We start from the raw sequence: 19,531 nt of genomic DNA, 5'->3' as shown, positions 1-19,531 counted from the left end.
GCATTAGAATGATGCCATACTTACTTAAACAAATCAGAATGAGATCCTGTTCTTGATAATCTTAACAACTGCACACAATCATCTTTAATGATTTTATAAATTAAAAGCCAATCAGGGGTTATATGACACTCACGATAACCATGCCAATCTCCTGAAAGATTATGATCTTTATGCTTGGGATCTAAAATAGAATCTAAAAGATCTTTATTTTTCCTCTGCTTTACTATCTTTTTAAGATCACGCTTAAATTGAGTAGCCAGTTCTAATTCAAGCATTATCTATAGAATTCCAAACATCCTTCATTGTTTTAAATCGTTCGCCCTTACCTGACTCAAGCTCTTCAATTGCATCAAGCGTCTTTTTGTTCGGTATTTTTACATCAAATGGAAGACCATTTTGAAGACATACTTGACTATAGAAAAGCCGAATAGCCTCAGCAGCAGATAAACCTACTTTATGTAATATCTCTTCCGCCTGTATTTTAAGAGCAGGCTCAATACGAGCATTAATTGTCGCCGCCTTATTCATGATATTCACTCCAATACTTTTCATAATTAAATTGTATAACAAATGCGTTACATTTTCAATGTTTGTTTTACACAAAGAGGCGTCTAATTACCGATAATCAAGTTGGCCTATGGCTCCTCATAAAAACATCGATTCTGGCCCCACTTTAATCTCGCTCCTTTAAGTATCCCTCTGTAGTAATAACAATAAAATAACGTATATTTTATAATTACGTGAAATACATCATGAAATAATTAGGATAGAAGTCGCAAATAAGTATGCCCATTATTTTGAGACAGATTTGAAGCCGTAACCTAAACACAGTGTGATTAAGTCAAGACCCGGTTGCTCGACTTTAACTACTCGTAAAAAAAGATTGTACCTGACATTGAAATATTAGAATTTTCTAATATAATGACCCTATGAATACATTAATAAACACTAGCCTTGAAGTGATGAAAAATAATGCTTCTAAGGCTGAACAATTACTTAAACTTTTAGCCAATTCCAAAAGGCTTCTCATTCTATGCTATCTCCTCAAACAAGAATGCACGGTTGGCGAACTAGAACCCCTTGTCGGTTTGTCTCAATCTGCGCTTTCACAGCATTTAGCTAAAATGAGGCGCGAAGGTGTACTTTCGGTAAGAAAAGAAGGGACTCGAGTTTATTATTTTATTAGCAAACCCGAAGTGGAAGCTGTTTTATCAACGCTTTATTTAATTTATTGCAAAGAATAAAAATCGCTCCATTCATTAGAATACTCTAATGTTTTAAGGATTTCTGTCATGTTATTAAGTAGTATTACCCCAAGAAAACACAGTGCTTTTATTATTGTAATAAGTGCACTGTCGACTTCTCTTTGCGCAGGCTCGGTACCCATCTCATATTCTAAAGCGATTCAGCTTGCGCTCGCTAATAACCCTAAAATCCATGCGGCAAACGCTTCAATAGAAGCAGCGGTCGGGGCCTCAAAGCAAGCAAAAAGTATGAGTTGGCCACAATTAGACCTTGAGGTAAGCGGAGCAAGGACTGATAATCCGATGTCGGTATTTGGTTATAAACTAAGTCAAGGGAATGCCAGTTTTGCTGATTTTGGCGCCAATCAATATACTGGACTAAATACCTTATATACCAAGCCTCAAGCATTAAACCACCCAGGATATTATAGTAATCTGGATACTGCGTTTAAACTAAGCGTTCCTATTTATACTGGAGGAAGAATAAAAGCGCAGCAAGCACAGACGCGTGCTTTAGTTGCATCCGCACAACGTGGCAATCAACAAGCTCAAAATCAACTGGCGTATGAAGTCTATGTGTCCTATGAGCGTTTTTTAACAGCCAAGGAACTGGTAGGCATCGCTGAAAGACAGGTTGCTCGAGCAAAGGTGTTTCTGTCAACAACCAAGGACCTAAAAAAGCAATCTATTACCCTAAATAGCGATGTATTAATGGCAGAGGCTTACTTAAACAGCTCTCTTCTTGGTTTATCTAATGCAAGAATTCAAACAGAAGATGAACTTGATGGCTTTAGAACGTTGCTTGGTAGTCCCGAAAGCACCTTTATACCAAGTCGGCACACAACCTTGAGTGCAAAGACAAAACTCAACTTTTTATTGATGACACGAGCAATCAATGATAATCCATCAATTAAAACCCTTCATGCACGTCTTCAAGCAGAAAAAGCGGTAATTGCTGCCTCTTTGGCACTCTATAAGCCCCAAGTGTCGATGCAATTAAGACATGATTGGAATGGCAATACCATAGGTTCAGGCCTTCCGTCAGATACGATTGCGCTAGGTGCTAACTGGACTTTATTTAGTGCGGGCGAGCGCGCTGGCGCTGTCCAGGTAGCAAGTGCAAATGCAAAAAAAATTCAATTTGAGCTTGATGAGCAACGAAATCAGCTGCGATTACAATTAAAGCAAATACGGCGTGCCGAGCAACAAACTCTTTACGAGTTGCAATTAAGTCGACAAACAGCAGAGAAAGAAGAGGCAGTAATTCAAAAACTAAAGCAGCGATTTGGTCGTGGGTTGGTTCCTCTAAGTGCTTTATTGGAGAGTCAGATGAAACTAACGCAGAGTAAAGCACAAGAACTGCAAGCGCTTCATCAATCAAGAGTGCATCAAGCCCATTGGCTGATGCTCAGTAATCAACTAATTTCTAAAGCGATAAAAAGCGCATAAATTGATTGTATACCAGGAGACTATGGTGAAGGATGTGTTTTATTCCAAAAATAAGCTCAATAAAGCAGGGCAATTGGCGCGAACCTTTATTCAATCCAAGCTGACTCTGTTACTGATTGTTGGTATTCTGTTGTTTGGCGTACTTGCCCTAGAACGCACCCCGCGAAGCTATAATCCTGAAATTATTGTTCCAGCAGTAACTATTTCTGTGAGTCGCCCTGGTAGTGATAGCCAAGAAATGCTACATCAAATTGTTCGCCCACTAGAAGGGTTGATGGCCTCTATTTCAGGCGTTGAGCATACTTACGGGATGGCCATTGATGATAGTGCTATGGTTACGGTTCGCTTTAAAGTGAATGAAAATGAAGAGGCGAGCTTGGTTAAGGTCTATAACCAAATCAACAGCAACATGGATAAAATGCCCCCGGGTACTTTAATGCCTTTAATCCGCTCTATCAGTTTGTACGATGTTCCACTAGTGACACTGACATTACATGCTAAAGGCGCAAATCCAGTTGACTTACGCACGCTTGCCGATAAAGTCTTGGAGGAATTGCGCACCGTACCCCAAGTTGGGAAAAGTTGGGTAATGGGTGCATCACCTCAGGCTATTCGTGTCTGGCTGAACCCAAAGCACATGGCAGAGCACGCCATTTCAATTGCCAACATTCAACAAGCCTTCTCTGTTAATAACATCAGTCTTGACGCAGGAACATTAGAGCATGAATTAAGTGAAACATCTCTTCGCATCGAGGGCTCACTCATTTCCAATCAAGACTTAGCCAACATTATTATTGGAACTGATGGGGCCAAACCTATTTTATTAAAAGATATTGCGACTATTGAAAAGGGGCCTCAAGATGAAACTATTGCGTCCTATTTTGCCTATGGAGCACACGGCCCATTGAAGAATGCAGATATAGAACCTGCAGTAACCATTGCTCTTGCACGTCAAAAAGGAAGCAATGGTGTTGATGTAGCAAAAGCACTTTTGAATAAACTTGAGCAATTACAAAACAGTCAGCTCATTCCAAAAAATATAGATGTCTCAATCACTCGCAATTATGGAGATGAAGCTAATGATGCAGTGAATACTTTGGTCGAGCACTTAGGGATTGCGATTCTAAGTGTCGTGGTATTGCTGATGGTGTTTTTAGGATGGCGCGAAGCATCAGTGGTTGTTTTTTCTATTCCCTTAATTTTGTGCCTAGTACTTGGTATTGGCTGGCTATCAGGCCAGACTATCAATCGAATTACTTTGTTTGCGCTCATTCTTTCATTAGGCCTCTTAGTAGACGATAGCATTGTGGTGATTGAAAACATTCACCGCCATATTATTAAGGGAGTGCAAAAAAACTTTACCCGTTTAGTTATTTATGCAGCCAATGAAATTGGTAAGCCAACGATTATTGCTACCTTTACAGTGATGCTGGCGCTACTGCCTATGGATTTTGTAGGTGGAATGATGGGGCCGTTTATGGCGCCTATACCTTTTAATGCGCCATTGGCAATGATTGTATCCCTCTTTATTGCCTATAGCGTGGTTCCTTATCTTGCTTATCGTTGGTTAAGAACTAAAGCTAAAAAACAAATGAATGAGCATCATCAAAGCCATAGCACCTGGTTGCAGCGAGCGTACCTTGTATTATTCAAAGGATTACTTTACTCATCGAAAAAACGACATCTCTTTTATTTGATTATTGTACTATTGCTCTTCGCGGTATTACTCCAACCTGCCTGGCAATTTATTCGCCCTGCAGGCCCTAATGGCCCATTAAGCCCGTTAGGAGTTGAAATTAAAATGCTACCCGATGACAACGTGAATACCTTTTTAGTGTCCGTTGATGCAGGCGCTAACGCAACGTTAACGAAAACAAACGAGTTACTTCGCGAACTTAGTGCAACCATCCAAAAAAATCCTTACGTCACAGACTTGGAGCTGTACTTAGGAGAATCAGCCCCAGAAGATTTTGCCGCTCTGGTGCGTGGAGATAATCTATTAAGAGGCAGTCAATACGGGCAAATACGCGTGAATTTGGTGAACAAACATCATCGAGCTATTGGCTCACACCAAATTGCAACACAGGTTTACCAGGGACTTGTGCATTTGCAAAAACAACATCCCCAAAGCCATATCAAGCTTTTTGAAAGCCCTCCTGGGCCGCCTGTTCGCTCACAAATGGAGGCAGGTCTCTACGGGCCTAATTACAATGAATTGAGGTCTGTCGCTAATAAGATAACCTCTGAAGTGTATCCCAAAATATACGGCATGATAAATATTGATAACTCAGTGACTCAAGACACCAATCAATACCGCATTGAAATCAATCATAATGCAGTCATGCTGGCAGGCTTAGCCCCAAAAACGGTAGCGCAGGAGGTAAGCGCTTTGTTCAAGGGTATTTCCATCGGAAATGCACATGAACCCAATGCCAGACAGCCCGAGCACATCATCTTACGTCTTCCGCAAAAGGCACGTGAAGTTGCTCAAGTACTTAATCAGCTGTGTTTAAAAAATCAGCAACAACAACTAATCCCTCTGGCAAAAATTGCAACCTTACATGAAGATAAAGAGGAAAAACCCATCTTCACTAAAGATCAAACACCCGTTGTTTATGTAACCGGTGAAGTGTTGGGCACGAGCCCTGCTTATGCGGTCACTTCTGCAACAAATATGCTCAAGAAGCCCCCTTTTTCAATGGGGGTTGAAAATTTAGGATTTCATGAATCACAGCCTAATCGCTTTGCTAAAAGTCAACTCTTTTGGCTTGGTGAAATGCGCCTGACGTTGGATGTTTTTCGTGATTTAGGCTCAGCCTTTATTGTGGCTATAGTCTTGATTTATATTTTACTAACAGCTTTTTACCAGTCGTTTTTTATTCCCCTAATTATTATGGGGGCTATACCGCTAACTGTCATTGGCGTTTTTCCTGGCCATTGGTTAATGAACCAACCGTTCACTGCCACGTCCATGATAGGGGTAATTGCTTTAGCCGGAATTGTTGTTCGAAATTCGCTATTACTCATCGATTTTATTTTAGAACATCAACATCGAGGTTCCTCTATCGTAGAAGCCGTTATTGAGTCAGGCGTGGAGCGAATTCTACCGATTGTCTTAACAGCACTTGCTATTATTCTGGGCTCCGCTGTGATGTTATCCGATCCTGTCTTTGGCGGCCTTGCTATTTCTTTGATATTTGGTTCATTTGCTTCAACAGTACTTACCTTGTTTTTAATTCCATTGATCTATTTAAGTTGGTGGAAGCGTAACCATTAATTAGTATTAGGAGAATAGATGATGACTATTGAACGTATTATTCGAATTGTCGCTGGTGCCTTTGTTTTGATATCACTCGCTCTAGGCGTGTCGACCAGCCCAGTATTTATCAACGTTAATTTTTTATGGTTTACGGTATTTGTAGGAGCTAATCTTTTGCAAAGTGGATTTACAGGATTTTGTCCTCTTGAAATGATTTTAAAGAAGTTTATTGGGTAAGAGCTAGTATTCGGATATAAAAAATTAACGAAGTAAAATAAATAGGAACTAGTGTTACGAGTAATTTAACCCATAATGCCACCAGCGACATCGACAATTAAAAAGCCTCCCGTGAGCAAAAGAGCGAACCAAAGTAACTGCTCTTTTGAGTATTTTTTTAATCATGAGGTACATCCTTACTCATTATTGCTCCTCATCACCACCAGCTAATTTAATTTAAATGAAACACCATGTAAGAAAATTGCGGCAAGAATAAGAAAAGTAATTAAAGCGGTGTAAAAATGAATGGTTTTCTTAGTTTTTCTGAACCAGAAGATAAGACCAATCAATACAATAATTGCAATACCTAAAGAACCTAAAAACCATCCATTAGTAAACATTATGTTTTCCTATTTAGTCGTTCTTAGGTTGGTGGTTATGACCTCCATCACCACCAAATCCTCCCTCATAGCCAACCTCAGGATGAGCTGGAGCAGGTGTTGTTTTAGGAGTGCAGGCAGTTAAGCCCAGACCCAATAAACCGATCAATACAATTATTTTAAATCCATTAATATTCATTATTTCTCCTTAACAGCCAATCAAAATAACATGAAACTACTTACATCGTAATATACTCAATAACATAAGATAAATGCATCTTATCTTCTCCAATTTTACGTTTACACGCCACCTTTAAAAAAATTCATTTTTTAATATTCTTTACAAAATCAAGCAACTGTACTGCATCCTTCTTGGATATAGGTTTTTTAAAATAAGTAGCGCTATCGTGCAGGTTTTCCTGATTAGGGTTGGAAGTTAAAATGATCATAGGCGTATGGTTGTTTAATACTGAATTTTTTTGTATCTGGTCAATCAGCTCATGGCAATTTAAATTTTTATCCACTAAAATAAAATCATAAACTCTCATGAAAGCCAACTCTCTTGCCGAGTCATCATCTCCTGCCATATCCACCAAATGCTTCAACTCTAATAAATGCATACGAATGAGAATACGAATTCCTAATGAGGATTCCACCACTAAAAAACGCAATGGATGAGCGCTGCATTGTTCATTTTCAACCCAATCATTCATCATGCAACCTCTTTCGTGACAAACCCGCAAAGACTCTCATTATCCATTCATTTCCTGATATTCAGAATGCCCTTTATGGGAATTAAGTAAGCGCAGACCATTCGCAACAACAATTAGACTCGCACCCATATCAGCAAATACCGCCATCCATAGCGTTGCGAATCCTCCCAAGGCCAGAATAAAAAACACCCCTTTGATGGCAAGGGACAAAGTAATATTTTGGCGAAGAATACGCGCCGTTTTTCGGCTTAAATCAATGTATAAAGGCAGCATGGCTAAATTATCATTCATTAATGCAACATCTGCCGTTTCTAAAGCGGTATCAGTACCTTTCCCCATTGCAAAACTAATCGTAGCCTTAGCCAAGGCTGGAGCGTCATTGATTCCATCCCCCACCATTCCTACCGTTTTATACTGTTCCAAAAGGTGATTAATTGCTTGTAATTTTTCAGTAGGCAAGACATTCGCCTGCACTTCATCAATCCCCACCACTTTGGCAATGGCTTTAGCTGTTAAGGCATTATCACCCGTTAACATCGCTGTTTTAAGTCCTTGTTGATGCAAGGTGTCAATTGCCCATTTGCTTGTAGAGCGCAAAGTATCAGCCACCGCAAAAACCGCCAAAACTACCGCTGAATTACTCAAAATGACTGTTGTTTTTCCTTCCTCTTCCAAACGCTTAAGTTCCTGCTCTACAGCAAGAGAGCACACCTTATTATCTTCTGCCAGTTGATGATTTCCAACGTAATACAGTTCTTGACTAATAATGCCTTGCACCCCGCGGCCAGGAAGTGCTGAAAATTGCTCTACCTCAAATAAAGACCCATTAGGTTGGCTTTGCTTCCAATACTCAACCAAAGCATGAGCCACTGGATGTTCCGAATGACTATCAAGGCTTGCAGCCAGCACTAACAAGTATTCTTTTGGTTGGATTTTATCGTAAACGATAAAATCAGTCACCACAGGCTTCCCCTCAGTTAAGGTGCCTGTTTTATCCAGGGCAATTAATTTGAGCTGGTGCCCCAGTTCTAAATAGCTGCCGCCTTTGATAAGAAGACCATGTTGTGCTGCTGAAGCCAATCCGCTGACTACCGTTACCGGTGTAGAGATGACCAAAGCACAAGGGCAAGCAATAACCAATAACGTTAAGGCCTTATAAATCCAATCATAAAAAGGATAACCAAACACCAACGGGGGAATAAGTGCAATAACCAGTGCAATCAAGACCATAATTGGGGTGTAGTATTTGGCAAACTCATCGACAAAGCGTTGCGTTGGTGCCCGCTCACTTTGTGCCTGCTCAATGGCTTTACCAATTTTAGCAAGCAACGTATCACCCGAAGCCTTAGTGACTTTAACTTCAAAGGCACCGTGCTCATTTAAGGTTCCGGCAAACACGTCATCACCTACTTGCTTGCTCACCGGCATGGATTCCCCTGTAATCGGGGCTTGATTGACCGTACTTTGTCCCGATATCAACACCCCATCCAGTGGGATGCGCTCACCGGGTTTTACTTTAAATACCGCACCGACCGCTACATCTTCTACAGGCAAAGTCTGCCATTGACCATTATCCATTTTAATCCGAGCCACCTCTGGTGCAATTTGCATGAGACTGCGAATGGCAAGGCGGGCTTTATCTAATGAATAACGTTCGATTCGCTCAGCAAGAGCAAATAAAACGGTGACCATCGCAGCTTCCGGCCAGGCACCTATAATCATAGCCCCGGTGATTGCAATTAACATCAGGCTATTAATATTCATGGCCTTAGTACGAAGCGCGATTAAACCCTTCTTAAAAGTAGAAGGGCCACTTAAGATAATGGCAAGCACCGCAGGCAAAATGACCCAGATTGATTGCTCTTTGGCAATGAAATAAGCAGTTAACTCAGAGCAAAGCGCTAAAAGACCTGCCAAAGCAAGCAATGGCCATGACGAATCAACTTGCTTCTTCTCTTCTTTTGCAGAGGAGGTACTGCCTTGAACCCGAACACTCATGCCTAACGCTTCAATTTGTTTTTGCAACACATCAATAGCTGGAAGACGATGGTGCACGGTCACTTCCTCAGCAATGAAATTAAAATCCATCTGCGCCACTTCAGGAATCACTTTTAATTGCCGCCTGATTAATTGCTCTTCAGCCGGGCAATCAAGGCCTGCAACAAAAAAAGTGGTTAAGGTTAGAGGCTTTGTCATAATGAGCCCCCACATTGGCCGCAAAAATTTGCCCCTGCAGCAATAGTGGCGCCACAACTGCATTGAGTATTCTCAAGACCACTGCCACATTGACTACAAAATCGTGATCCAGGAGCTAGAGAGCTCTTACAGCGCGGGCAACTCAATCCTCTTGGCTCAGGATTGGTTGAGTAATTATTCTGTTGGCTTATTTGGCCATGATGAGAGCGTCGGTATCCGCCATGATGGCCGCCAAGACTTCCAAGCATTCGTTTTAGAAAACTCATGTTAATTCTCCGTCTCTTCAGTAAAGTGTTTGAGCATGTCCTCTAAAATACAACGCACATGCGCATCATAAATAGTGTAATAAATATGCTTTCCCTCTCTATTTGCTAGAAGAAGGCGTGCAGAACGTAACAGACTTAAATGATGGCTCGCCAATGGCACCGAAAGTTGCAGTTGTTCCGCCAGCTCTGAAACTGATTTTGGACCATGCAAACACTCGATAAGAAGCTTTAAACGATTAGGCTCACCCATCAAATGCAAGATATCGCTTAAAGTGATGATTTGGTCTTGAGTTAGCATAGTTTATTAAACAGTTAAATAAGTATTTAACTTTAAGTGTAGCTCATTCACAGCGGTTGTCAAAAACACTATCCGTTGTCCTTTGCTCAAAAGAGCTATAATTAAATGAATCTATTTTTGTATAAGGAAGAAGAATGACGACCCTTCTTTCAAATCACAGTCTTCTGATCATCTTAGGATTTGCTTTTTTTATGGGAATAATTTTAATTATTCTGGCAAAAGGGAGTTCCGGCCATAAAATGAAATTTATAACTCACTTGGGATTTTATCTTTCTCTTGCTGCCGCACTTATCTTTGCTATAGTGCTTTTTATAGATGTCTTTCCACTTATTTTAAAATGACAATCACCAATATGTTACAATTCCATCAAAGGAATCACTCATCCTCGCCTGATTTTTTAATTACTGATTTCTTGTGCCGCTCATGAAACAGGTAATACAAACCGGGTAAGACTAAGAGTGTTAGGAAAGTGGATGAGATAATGCCACCTATAACCACCGTTGCCAAGGGACGTTGTACTTCAGAGCCCGTGCCCGTAGCCAAAGCCATCGGCACAAACCCCAAAGAGGCCACTAAAGCAGTCATGAGTACCGGACGAAGCCTCGCCAGAGAGCCTTGTAATACCGCATCTTTTAAGTACATTTTTTTCTGTTCATGCAGTTTATTAATAAAGGTAATCATGACCAGGCCATTAAGAACTGCCACCCCTGACAACGCAATAAACCCAACACCGGCTGAAATGGACAAGGGAATCCCTCGAAGCCACAGTGCAAATACCCCACCAGTTAACGCCAAAGGAATGCCACTAAACACTAAGAGCGCATCTCGTACTCGACCAAAACTCATAAACAACAATAAGAAAATGCCCAATAGTGTGATAGGAACAACGATTTGTAGCCGTTGAGAGGCTGATTGCAACTGCTCAAACTGACCACCCCAGGTTACCCAGTAGCCACTGGGAATTTTGACACTCTGGTCAATCCGTTGCTTGGCTTCATTCACAAACGAGCTTAAATCCCGATTGCGAACGTTAGCACTGACCACCACACGCCGTTTACCACTTTCCCGACTGATTTGATTGGGGCTTTCACTACGCACCATTTTGGCTACTTCACTCAACGGAATAAAATGTCGTTCGCCATCTTTAGCCTGTGGCAACGGAATAAATACTTGGCGTAGTACATTAGGGTTTGTACGTAACTCTTCAGGCAAGCGCACCACTAAATCAAAACGCTTATCTCCCTCAAAGAGCTCGCCACCTTTTTTGCCGCCTGTGGCAATGACAATGGCATCTTGAACCGTGCCAATTTGTAAGCCGTAGCGTGCCAAAGCATCGCGATTGATTTCAACGGTTAGTAGCGGTAAACCACTGACTTGCTCTACTTTTACATCAGCAGCACCGGGCACTTTTTTTAATTGAGCACTGATGGCTTCAGCTACTTCCAGCAATGTATTCATGTCATCGCCAAATACTTTCACCGCAACATCACTACGAACCCCTGAAATTAATTCATTAAAGCGCATCTGAATGGGCTGAGTAAATTCATAGTTATTCCCCGGAATTTGCTTTACTGCCGCCTCGATTTCTTGTACTAGTTGCTGTTTGCTTTTTTTAGGATTCGGCCAATCCTTCCGAGGCTTTAACATAATAAACGTGTCAGCGACATTGGGCGGCATGGGATCAGTAGCCACTTCCGCAGTCCCTAGTTTTGCAAAAACACGTTTGACTTCTGGAAACTGGCTTACTCGCTCCTCTACTAAATGCTGCATGGTAATGGCTTGTGTTAAACTAGTGCCAGGAATTCGCATCGCGTGCATGGCAATATCGCCTTCATCAAGACTTGGAATAAATTCACCACCCAACCGAAATGCAAGCAAAAGACTTATCCCCACCAAAGCAACCGCAGCTCCTATCACCAACCTTCTGGCATGAAAACAGCGGCGCAAGGCTTTTGCATAAACAAGTGAGAGGTAGTGTACCAACCAATTTTCTTTTTCTTGTACACGCCCACCTAAAAAAATGGCAACGGCTGCTGGAACAAAAGTCAGAGCAAAAAGCATGGAGGCGAGCAGCGCGGTAATAACCGTTTGCGCCATCGGCAAAAACATTTTCCCCTCAACCCCTGTTAACGTTAAAATCGGTAAATAAACCACCGTGATAATAAAGACACCAAAGATACTGGGCCGAATCACCTCTGTTGTGGCATAAGCTATGACTTTCAAGCGCTCTTCTAAATTTAAAACACGATGCAAGGCATGCTGTTGTTCACCCAAATGCTTAATGCAGTTTTCAACAATAATGACCGCACCATCGACAATCAAACCAAAATCAAGAGCGCCTAAGCTCATCAAATTGGCACTGATTTTATTAGATACCATCCCTGTAATGGTCAAGAGCATGGATAAAGGAATCACCATCGCGGTAATCAGTGCTGCGCGAATGTTACCTAAAAACAAAAACAAAATAACACAAACAAGCAATGCCCCTTCGAGCAAGTTTTTCTTCACCGTATTAATGGTAGCGTTCACAAGCAAGGTTCGGTTATAAACCGTGACTGCTTCAATGCCTTCCGGCAATGATTTATTAATAACTTTCATTTGGGCCGCAACTCGTTCAGACACTGTGCGACTGTTCTCGCCCATAAGCATAAATACTGTGCCTAAAACGACTTCTTTACTGTTCTCTGTTGCTGCTCCTGTTCGTAGCTCCTTGCCTAAAGCCACTTCTGCAATATCACGAATTCGAATAGGTGTTCCTTCAAAGCTTGCAATAACAATGTTCTCAATATCAGTGATGTTTTGCACCTGCCCTGGTACGCGAATTAAGTTCTGCTCGCCATTAGTTTCAATATATCCTGCACCCACATTGGCATTATTGCGTTCTAATGCCTCAACCACATTGTTTAAGCTTAACCCATAACGAACCAGTTTCATGGGATCTGGAGTGATGTGAAATTGTTTTTCATAACCCCCAATGGTGTTTACTTCAGCCACTCCCTCTACATTACGCAGTTGCGGCTTGATAATCCAATCTTGAATGGTACGCAGTTCCGTTGGATTGTAACGTTGACTTGCTGGTACATTGGCTTTATTGGTTACCGTGTACATAAAAATCTCACCAAGCCCTGTAGAGATTGGGCCTAAAGTGGTTTCTACTCCTGGTGGGAGCTTGTCTTTTACCTCCTGCAAGCGCTCATTAATTAATTGACGCGCAAAATAAATGTTCGTGCCATCTTTAAAGACCACCGTGACTTGCGATAGTCCATAACGTGATAAAGAACGAGTGTAATCCAGATTAGGCAACCCGCTCATAGCCAGTTCAATAGGGAAAGTAATTCGTTGCTCCACCTCAAAGGGTGAATAGCCTGAGGCTTGAGTATTGATTTGCACTTGCACGTTGGTGATGTCAGGTACCGCATCAATAGGCAAACGTTGAAAATTATACACACCATAAAGAGCAATGATTGTCGTAAATAATAAGACAAACCATCGATGTTTTAGGGAAAAACGAATTATTTTTTCAAGCATTACCAATCCTTAGTGCTCGTGGCTTGCGCCATCCTTTCCTAACTCTGCTTTCATAAAAAAGCTATTATTGCTGACATAGCGCTGGCCTGCATCAAGCCCCGAAACCACTTCGACCCATTCATCATCCCTTTGGCCTAAAATAACAGGCGTTGCCTCAAAATAATCTCCTTGCTGGATAAAAATTACTTCTTTCTCATCCATGCGCTGAATAGCCGACAAAAGTATGGCAACTGGAACCGTTTTTTCTTTAATGGTAATTGCGGCATTAATGTACATCCCAGGCAACCAAACACGAGGCTCATTAGAAAGAACTGCTCGTGCGAGCGTTGTTTGACTGTCTTCAATGCCTAAGGGCGCAATGTAGGAGATGGTGCTGATGGATTTTGGTGTTCCTTCATCTCCAGTTACCACCACACTCATTCCTTGTTTTACTAAAGGCACCTCTTTACGATATAAGGTAAAATCAGCCCACACAGTAGCCAAATTAGCCACTTCATAAATAGGTTTGGTGCTTTGCGCAAGCTCCCCATTGGTTGCGTATTTTTGCACGATGGTTCCGCTCATGGGTGCATTAATTGTATAATTTTGTAAACTTTCGTTACTCTCAATCGTAACTAATACCTCCCCTTTGGTGACTTCATCGCCTAAATTCTTAGTCATTGATTTAATAATGCCTGAATAGCGTGCATAGATGGGAGCTAAGGTGTCTCGATTGGGAGCAATTTTACCTACGACTTTAAGTTGAGTTTTAATTGTTTGGCTTTGTGCCTTAGCCGTTTGAATGTCTGCCGCTTTTAGAATGGCTGGCACCATTTTAATGCGGCCTTCATAAGTCGCATAATGCCAGGTATAGCGTTTATCCTGAAGCTCTAATTGAATGCTCACATCAAAAGAATGAGGCTCTTCAATCACCTCAACGCTTTGTAAAAAATTCTCGACAGGAGTGAACGCAATTGCTTCTTTTTTATCACCAAATCGCTTTAACTGAACGGTCAATTGCGCTTTCCCAGGCGCGATAGGCTCACCATTCTTATACAAATAAGCGCGAAAATGCGGTGGCATGCCCCGTTCAAAAATTAAAAACTCAAGGGCTATATCTTCATCCTTAAACAAACGCCCACCTTGCGGACCCTTTTCCATGGTTTCTTGATGATTTTTTTCTTCATCGCCATGGGATTCTTCATTTGTTGCCCATAACGAAAAGGAACTCAACCCCAATAACAGAATTATAAAGGGCATGCAGGATAGGAATGGCTTTAAAACTCTCATTTACTCTCCTTAGAAGGCGCTAATCCTAAAAGCCCGGTCAGTTGAATTAAGGCTTTATGATAATCAGCATGAGCTTGTTGGTAATGACGCTCTTCTTCATACAACGAATTAAGGGCTGTGGATAATTCAATATACGTATAACGTCCCATTTGGTAGCCATCCTGTGCCAATTTGATTGATTTACGCGCCAAAGGTAATAACGAATTCGTCACCAAGCTCGCCTCATAATGACTTTGTTCGGCTTGTAGAAAAGCCCCATAGACATTTTGACGCACATCAAGGCGTGTACCTTGAAGCTCATGAGCCGTTTGGGTGTATTGTGCCTCAGCGGTTATGATTTTTCCTTGATTTCTATTGTAAACAGGGACTTCTGCAAAGGCTGAAGCCACTGCGGCATTACTGCCATCATCAGAGAAATGACGACCGCCTAATTGAATGTTTAAATCCGGCCACACAGATTTTTTAACTGCAGTAATAGTCGCACGCTTGGCGTGTAATTGCTGTTGAAGCTGTACTAACTGAGGGCTTTGCGGTAATTTTCTAAGTAACACAGCCCAGTTCAATGTCACTCCAGGAAGACCTTTATCCACTAATTGTCCATCAACTCGTAATCCATCACCTAATAGACGCGCCAATTTCGCACGCTGAAATAATGCATCCCTTGCAGCTTTATTTTCTTGAATACGCGCTTCGCCTAAGCGCACCTGGGCCAAACGTAAGTCTAATTCCGCTCCAGCGCCTGCCTTAACTCGACGCTCGATTGCGCTTACGATGTCTTGATTGAGGCGAATAAGTTTTTGGGTGACTTGATGCCATTGACCCGCATAAAGTGCATCCACATAGGCCACACCAACTGCCACATAAAGTATCGCTTTTTGTACTTGAATTTGGGCAAGAGAGGCTAAGTAATCTGAATAGGTTGCTTTTTTCAGATACTGCAACCGATTACCCAAAGGGATGGGCTGGGTCACTGATGCCGTAGTTTCTGCCGCCTCATAACTTGAATAACTCCCCGAGCCGCCAAAGTTTTCTGCGGTTAAAGTCACTTGAGGATTGGGATAAAGCCCACTTTGGATAAAAAAACCGCGCATGGCTTGTGCTTTATCTATTTCGGCCTGTAATTCGGGATTATTGCGATAAGCAATGCCCAGGGCTTGTTTGAATGTCAAAGGGGTGGCCGCGAGTGCCTCACTCGCTACAAGGCTCATTGCACTCCACACAACATAATAAAATAAATAACGCATTCCCTACCCTATCAAATCCTTGTCAAACCTTTCGTTCCAGTGTACCTTGATTTTGGGCCTTGATACACCTTATTGCTAAAAAAACCAGAAAATCATAGCATTAAGTCACTGAAATGATTACCAAACTGGTATACACTGATCTTTATAATCCATTAACTTGTTTATCCTATGCACCTACGATTATTATTTGTTTTTTTAATAATCTTGACTGCCGAACTTAAGGCTCAGTCATTAACTATTGGAATAGTAGCGTATGACCCGCCGTTTTCAATGAATGCCGACAAAAATCATTTCTTTGGATTTGATGTTGAGCTCATAACAGAGCTTTGCAAGCAAATTAAAGCTCAGTGTCAATTGAAACCCATGCTGTTTGACGAGCTGTTTACAGAATTAAAAGCGAGTAAAATTGACTTGGGGATAGCGGCAATTATCATCACCGACGAACGACAGAAAACCTTTCTCTTTAGTCTTCCCTATCTGGCAAGTGCAGCACGTTTTATGACCACAAAAAACGACTCAATTACATCTCTTAAAAAACTCAACAATAGATCAATAGGCATTATCAGAGGCTCTCTCTTCAAACAACTCATTACTCAGAAATTTAAAACCAATAGGGTTAGAGAATATCCTTCAACTAATCAACTCATCACTGCCTTAAATCAACAGGAAGTGGATGCCTTGCTTATGGATGACTTTTCGGCTGATTATTGGATAGCCAATAATAACACCTTGTTTAAAGGATTAGGTAAACCCTTCCCCGTCGGCATCGGTTATGGAATCATGGCCAAAATGGATTCTAAGATGCTAATGAACCAAATCAATCAAGCCTTAAAACATATCGAAAAAAATGGATTTTATTTATCTTTATATCAAAAATATTTTCACACCATACCCATGCATTAAAATATGAATCACTAACGGTTATCTTAATGTCAATTTTTTAATTTAATTCGGTTTAGTGGTGTCCGTGACCATGACCACGCGGGTGATACCCACCAAATACACGTTTAGGCTGTTTATTGTTTTTTGAATCTTCCTTATTAATAGAAGAAGCGCAGGAAGCCAACAAAAACATTAAAGAAATGAGCACTAATACATATGGGGTTACCAAACTAGATTTTTTCATCATTCGCATCCTTGGAATAACTCACTTGCTGTTATTTTTTAATATCATTATTATGGATGAAATAAAAGTAAATTGTACTCCTTTGGTTTTATATTCATTCAATATAAAAAAAACGGAGTTAAATTGATGAAATTTTATTCCCGTCAACACCGCACAGGAGGCGAATATGAAAAAAGAGGTTTTTATTTCAATCTGTGGCGGCCTTATTTTTTCGTTATCCACACAAACAATCCTGGCCGATGAAATTCCCAGTCGCACCTTACCTATGTCTGAAATCTTGAAAATTCTACAGACTCGCGGTTATAGCGTAATAAGAGAAGTTGAATTTGATGATGGTTTATATGAGGTGGAAGCCTTTGATGAAAAAGGGATTCAGCTTATTATTCGAATGAACCCAAATACAGGGGACTTTATCAACACCAATTTAAAAACCAAGAAATACCCCATCTCAATGCTTGAAGCGGCGCAGAGAATTGAGGGCGCTGGCTATCATACTATTTTCAAAATTGAAGCGCACGGCAGTCAGTATGAGGCAAAGGCCCTTGGTACAGAGGATAAAAAAATTAAATTACGCATCGATGCTAATTCTGGCAAAATATATATCCTTGAATAAGAGAACTAGAGTTATTAATTCTGCAACATTTAAAATTTTTCAATAAATAAAACAGCCAACCTATTTAAGTTAAGCTTAAAGAAATTTAAGACTTGACATCCTCTATCCTTATCCCAAGAGCCATCACGAATCAGCTGATGCCTGCAATGCTGCCTGTTTTTTAAATCCAAGGAAGGCTTAGCATGCACAAGATAAATATAATGACGTCATAAGAGATTTTCCAATCTAATATTTTAGATTTTTGCATCAGGGCGCAAGTTCCGGAGCGCTAGGCCACTTACCATCAAAAGTTAGCGCTTATTTTAACAAAATAATTTGTTTTCATATAGTTAGCATTAAGAATTTGAATGCTTAAGTTACAGAAACGGAGCAAATGTGAACTAGAACCTCCTTTCTGTAAAATAGAGGCTAATAAAGGCAGATAATCGCAAAATATCCCACACAATAAATACCCAGCCAAAAATTTCTTTGAAAACTTCTCGTGAACTTTTAATAAAAGGGTCCCAAAAATGCTTGAATAAATACATGATGTTCATGTGACATAAAGTTGTTATAGTATTTTCATACAGATAGATAACCAAAGTCTTTCTTTATTAGTAATTAATTTTCCAAATACTGCTAGAAAAACAAATAGTTCTATTCAATGTCTAGAGTGAATTCTTTAAAAAAATTTATTTTTAGGTAACAATGGCACTTTAATACTAGGGCGTGTTTTTAAAGTTTCAGCCACAATATAATACTTACTAGAGTTAGTGCTCCTAGAAACATGATAGCTGTTTTATCATAATGTGTAGCAATTCTCCTAAAACTTTTGACTCGATTAAAAAAACGCTCAACGTAATTACGCTCTTTGTATATATGTGTATCATGCTCTATAGGTATGATGCGATTCTTTTTGGATGGGATGACCGCCGTGATTCCTCTATTTTTCAACTCCCCGCGAAATTCATTGCTATCATAAGCCTTATCGGCTAATAAATACTCGGATAGTTCATCACCGAGCAATTCCTTTGCTGTTTTTATCTCACTGTCTTGTCCAGGTGTTAAAATAAAACTCAAAGGCAATCCAAAAGAATCAACCTTTACATGGATTTTTGAGCTAAAACCACCTTTGCTTCGGCCTAGTGCTTGTTTCTCTTGGCCGCCTTGAGCTCCAGCCGCATGTTGATGTGCTCGAATAACGCTACCATCCATCATGTGCCATTCGTGATCGCCATCTTTTTTTTAAAATTTCAAGTATTCCATTGAAATGTCCATTTTTAACCCATCGATTATAGCGACCATAAACACTTTGCCATTTTCCATAATCAGGTGGCAAATCTCTCCAAGGCGCGCCAGTCCTGATAATCCAGCAAACCGCTTCGATAAATAATCGATCATTTTCACCATGACGACATTTGGGCGCATGTGAGCTTATAATAATGGGAAAAATTATTTAAAGGAGAAACCATGTTAAAAAAGTAGCGTTTACCATGTATCCTGTCGAAAATTTAGATCGAGCGATGGATTTTTATAAAAAAAATCTTGGTTTAATACCTAGCAAAATATCTGCGAATGGTCATTGGATAGAGTACGACTTACCCCAAGGCGGATGCTTTGCAATCACAACCCTTGCGGAAGGTGTTAAACCAAGTGCTGTGTCCGGGGGTAGTATTGCTTTTGAAGTGGAAGGTTTGGATTCCTTAACGCAACAATTAAAAAAGAATGGGGTAACATTCAAATTGGATACT

21 protein-coding genes and 1 pseudogene are annotated in these 19,531 nt (G+C 40.7%); 8 read left to right on the top strand and 14 right to left on the bottom strand.

What is annotated here, in order from left to right; genetic code table 11:
- Positions 1-20 precede the first annotated feature (20 nt).
- Positions 21-275: a type II toxin-antitoxin system YafQ family toxin gene (locus tag OQI99_RS15325; protein ID WP_021460641.1), complete on the bottom strand. Its 255-nt coding sequence runs from the start codon at positions 273-275 to the stop codon at positions 21-23.
- A complete protein-coding gene (locus OQI99_RS15320; RefSeq protein ID WP_021460640.1) occupies positions 268-528 on the bottom strand; it encodes a type II toxin-antitoxin system RelB/DinJ family antitoxin in 261 nt (86 codons plus the stop codon). The genes OQI99_RS15325 and OQI99_RS15320 overlap by 8 nt, the downstream gene beginning before the upstream one ends.
- A gap of 401 nt (positions 529-929) precedes the next feature.
- Here OQI99_RS15320 and OQI99_RS15315 point away from each other — a divergent pair, with 401 nt between their 5' ends.
- The 4 genes from OQI99_RS15315 to OQI99_RS15300 are packed head-to-tail and all read left to right on the top strand — an operon-like array spanning position 930 to position 6,189.
- A complete protein-coding gene (locus OQI99_RS15315; RefSeq protein ID WP_021582658.1) occupies positions 930-1,244 on the top strand; it encodes an ArsR/SmtB family transcription factor in 315 nt (104 codons plus the stop codon).
- A 48-nt stretch (positions 1,245-1,292) separates the two neighbouring features.
- On the top strand, positions 1,293-2,693 hold the full coding sequence (locus OQI99_RS15310) for a TolC family protein (RefSeq protein ID WP_021460639.1): 1,401 nt from the start codon (positions 1,293-1,295) through the stop codon (positions 2,691-2,693).
- Between the two features lie 25 nt (positions 2,694-2,718).
- The gene (locus tag OQI99_RS15305) at positions 2,719-5,970 is read left to right on the top strand and encodes an efflux RND transporter permease subunit (RefSeq protein WP_265678180.1); all 3,252 of its coding nucleotides are present in this window, start codon (positions 2,719-2,721) and stop codon (positions 5,968-5,970) included.
- Between the two features lie 18 nt (positions 5,971-5,988).
- Entirely contained in the window at positions 5,989-6,189 is a 201-nt protein-coding gene (locus tag OQI99_RS15300; protein ID WP_021460616.1) for a DUF2892 domain-containing protein, read from the top strand.
- Positions 6,190-6,395: 206 nt separating this feature from the next.
- Here OQI99_RS15300 and OQI99_RS15295 read toward each other — a convergent pair whose 3' ends face one another.
- From OQI99_RS15295 to OQI99_RS15270, 6 genes are all read right to left on the bottom strand, one after another.
- Entirely contained in the window at positions 6,396-6,569 is a 174-nt protein-coding gene (locus OQI99_RS15295; RefSeq protein ID WP_021460617.1) for a hypothetical protein, read from the bottom strand.
- A 13-nt stretch (positions 6,570-6,582) separates the two neighbouring features.
- Complete coding sequence (locus OQI99_RS15290; protein WP_021460618.1) at positions 6,583-6,747, bottom strand: hypothetical protein; 165 nt, start codon at positions 6,745-6,747, stop codon at positions 6,583-6,585.
- Between the two features lie 124 nt (positions 6,748-6,871).
- Positions 6,872-7,264, bottom strand: a complete 393-nt coding sequence (locus OQI99_RS15285) for a response regulator (protein WP_021460619.1) — start codon at positions 7,262-7,264, stop codon at positions 6,872-6,874.
- Positions 7,265-7,300: 36 nt separating this feature from the next.
- Complete coding sequence (locus OQI99_RS15280) at positions 7,301-9,457, bottom strand: heavy metal translocating P-type ATPase (protein WP_021460620.1); 2,157 nt, start codon at positions 9,455-9,457, stop codon at positions 7,301-7,303.
- Positions 9,454-9,723 carry a zinc ribbon domain-containing protein gene (locus OQI99_RS15275; RefSeq protein WP_021460621.1) on the bottom strand — a complete coding sequence of 90 codons (270 nt, stop codon included), beginning with the start codon at positions 9,721-9,723 and terminating at the stop codon, positions 9,454-9,456. The genes OQI99_RS15280 and OQI99_RS15275 overlap by 4 nt, the downstream gene beginning before the upstream one ends.
- A 1-nt stretch (position 9,724) precedes the next feature.
- Entirely contained in the window at positions 9,725-10,021 is a 297-nt protein-coding gene (locus OQI99_RS15270; RefSeq protein WP_021460622.1) for an ArsR/SmtB family transcription factor, read from the bottom strand.
- Between the two features lie 134 nt (positions 10,022-10,155).
- Between OQI99_RS15270 and OQI99_RS15265 the strand changes: the two genes are divergently transcribed.
- Complete coding sequence (locus tag OQI99_RS15265; RefSeq protein WP_021460623.1) at positions 10,156-10,362, top strand: hypothetical protein; 207 nt, start codon at positions 10,156-10,158, stop codon at positions 10,360-10,362.
- A gap of 34 nt (positions 10,363-10,396) precedes the next feature.
- Here the strand turns inward: OQI99_RS15265 and OQI99_RS15260 are convergent, their stop codons facing one another.
- The 3 genes from OQI99_RS15260 to OQI99_RS15250 are packed head-to-tail and all read right to left on the bottom strand — an operon-like array spanning position 10,397 to position 16,026.
- Complete coding sequence (locus OQI99_RS15260) at positions 10,397-13,549, bottom strand: efflux RND transporter permease subunit (protein WP_021582687.1); 3,153 nt, start codon at positions 13,547-13,549, stop codon at positions 10,397-10,399.
- Positions 13,550-13,558: 9 nt separating this feature from the next.
- A complete protein-coding gene (locus tag OQI99_RS15255) occupies positions 13,559-14,818 on the bottom strand; it encodes an efflux RND transporter periplasmic adaptor subunit (RefSeq protein WP_021460624.1) in 1,260 nt (419 codons plus the stop codon).
- Positions 14,815-16,026 carry a TolC family protein gene (locus OQI99_RS15250; protein ID WP_370569567.1) on the bottom strand — a complete coding sequence of 404 codons (1,212 nt, stop codon included), beginning with the start codon at positions 16,024-16,026 and terminating at the stop codon, positions 14,815-14,817. Before OQI99_RS15250 ends, OQI99_RS15255 begins: the two co-directional genes overlap by 4 nt.
- A 204-nt stretch (positions 16,027-16,230) precedes the next feature.
- On the opposite strand from OQI99_RS15250, the gene OQI99_RS15245 reads away from it, so the two are divergent.
- Entirely contained in the window at positions 16,231-16,965 is a 735-nt protein-coding gene (locus tag OQI99_RS15245; protein WP_032831349.1) for a transporter substrate-binding domain-containing protein, read from the top strand.
- A gap of 52 nt (positions 16,966-17,017) precedes the next feature.
- Here the strand turns inward: OQI99_RS15245 and OQI99_RS15240 are convergent, their stop codons facing one another.
- Complete coding sequence (locus OQI99_RS15240; protein WP_154694749.1) at positions 17,018-17,191, bottom strand: hypothetical protein; 174 nt, start codon at positions 17,189-17,191, stop codon at positions 17,018-17,020.
- Between the two features lie 163 nt (positions 17,192-17,354).
- Here OQI99_RS15240 and OQI99_RS15235 point away from each other — a divergent pair, with 163 nt between their 5' ends.
- Positions 17,355-17,801 carry a PepSY domain-containing protein gene (locus OQI99_RS15235; protein WP_021460627.1) on the top strand — a complete coding sequence of 149 codons (447 nt, stop codon included), beginning with the start codon at positions 17,355-17,357 and terminating at the stop codon, positions 17,799-17,801.
- 714 nt (positions 17,802-18,515) lie between these two features.
- On the opposite strand, the pseudogene OQI99_RS15230 reads toward OQI99_RS15235, so the two are convergent.
- Positions 18,516-19,004 (bottom strand): annotated as a pseudogene (locus OQI99_RS15230) (IS5 family transposase); the annotation flags it as partial.
- Positions 18,985-19,146 (bottom strand): transposase, encoded by a 162-nt coding sequence (locus tag OQI99_RS15225; RefSeq protein ID WP_370569568.1) that lies wholly within the window; start codon positions 19,144-19,146, stop codon positions 18,985-18,987. The gene OQI99_RS15225 and the pseudogene OQI99_RS15230, both read right to left, overlap by 20 nt.
- 127 nt (positions 19,147-19,273) lie before the next feature.
- Between OQI99_RS15225 and OQI99_RS15220 the strand changes: the two genes are divergently transcribed.
- Positions 19,274-19,531 (top strand): VOC family protein (locus OQI99_RS15220; protein ID WP_265732384.1); only part of this gene is annotated, 258 nt, incomplete at its 3' end.

It is taken from the genome of Legionella sp. PATHC039 (assembly GCF_026191275.1).
GTDB classification, from domain to species: Bacteria; Pseudomonadota; Gammaproteobacteria; order Legionellales; family Legionellaceae; genus Legionella; species Legionella pneumophila.
This window is presented reverse-complemented; position numbering and strand designations above follow the sequence as displayed.

Excerpts from the sequence above, each read along its gene's own strand:
- OQI99_RS15235 (WP_021460627.1), top strand. The coding sequence starts at position 17,355 with ATGAAAAAAGAGGTTTTTATTTCAATCTGTGGCGGCCTTATTTTTTCG.
- OQI99_RS15255 (WP_021460624.1), bottom strand. The coding sequence starts at position 14,818 with ATGAGAGTTTTAAAGCCATTCCTATCCTGCATGCCCTTTATAATTCTG.
- OQI99_RS15295 (WP_021460617.1), bottom strand. The coding sequence starts at position 6,569 with ATGTTTACTAATGGATGGTTTTTAGGTTCTTTAGGTATTGCAATTATT.
- OQI99_RS15315 (WP_021582658.1), top strand. The coding sequence starts at position 930 with ATGAATACATTAATAAACACTAGCCTTGAAGTGATGAAAAATAATGCT.
- OQI99_RS15265 (WP_021460623.1), top strand. The coding sequence starts at position 10,156 with ATGACGACCCTTCTTTCAAATCACAGTCTTCTGATCATCTTAGGATTT.
- OQI99_RS15245 (WP_032831349.1), top strand. The coding sequence starts at position 16,231 with ATGCACCTACGATTATTATTTGTTTTTTTAATAATCTTGACTGCCGAA.
- OQI99_RS15310 (WP_021460639.1), top strand. The coding sequence starts at position 1,293 with ATGTTATTAAGTAGTATTACCCCAAGAAAACACAGTGCTTTTATTATT.
- OQI99_RS15260 (WP_021582687.1), bottom strand. The coding sequence starts at position 13,549 with ATGCTTGAAAAAATAATTCGTTTTTCCCTAAAACATCGATGGTTTGTC.
- OQI99_RS15270 (WP_021460622.1), bottom strand. The coding sequence starts at position 10,021 with ATGCTAACTCAAGACCAAATCATCACTTTAAGCGATATCTTGCATTTG.
- OQI99_RS15250 (WP_370569567.1), bottom strand. The coding sequence starts at position 16,026 with ATGAGCCTTGTAGCGAGTGAGGCACTCGCGGCCACCCCTTTGACATTC.
- OQI99_RS15275 (WP_021460621.1), bottom strand. The coding sequence starts at position 9,723 with ATGAGTTTTCTAAAACGAATGCTTGGAAGTCTTGGCGGCCATCATGGC.
- OQI99_RS15280 (WP_021460620.1), bottom strand. The coding sequence starts at position 9,457 with ATGACAAAGCCTCTAACCTTAACCACTTTTTTTGTTGCAGGCCTTGAT.
- OQI99_RS15325 (WP_021460641.1), bottom strand. The coding sequence starts at position 275 with ATGCTTGAATTAGAACTGGCTACTCAATTTAAGCGTGATCTTAAAAAG.
- OQI99_RS15320 (WP_021460640.1), bottom strand. The coding sequence starts at position 528 with ATGAATAAGGCGGCGACAATTAATGCTCGTATTGAGCCTGCTCTTAAA.
- OQI99_RS15290 (WP_021460618.1), bottom strand. The coding sequence starts at position 6,747 with ATGAATATTAATGGATTTAAAATAATTGTATTGATCGGTTTATTGGGT.
- OQI99_RS15300 (WP_021460616.1), top strand. The coding sequence starts at position 5,989 with ATGATGACTATTGAACGTATTATTCGAATTGTCGCTGGTGCCTTTGTT.
- OQI99_RS15240 (WP_154694749.1), bottom strand. The coding sequence starts at position 17,191 with ATGATGAAAAAATCTAGTTTGGTAACCCCATATGTATTAGTGCTCATT.
- OQI99_RS15285 (WP_021460619.1), bottom strand. The coding sequence starts at position 7,264 with ATGATGAATGATTGGGTTGAAAATGAACAATGCAGCGCTCATCCATTG.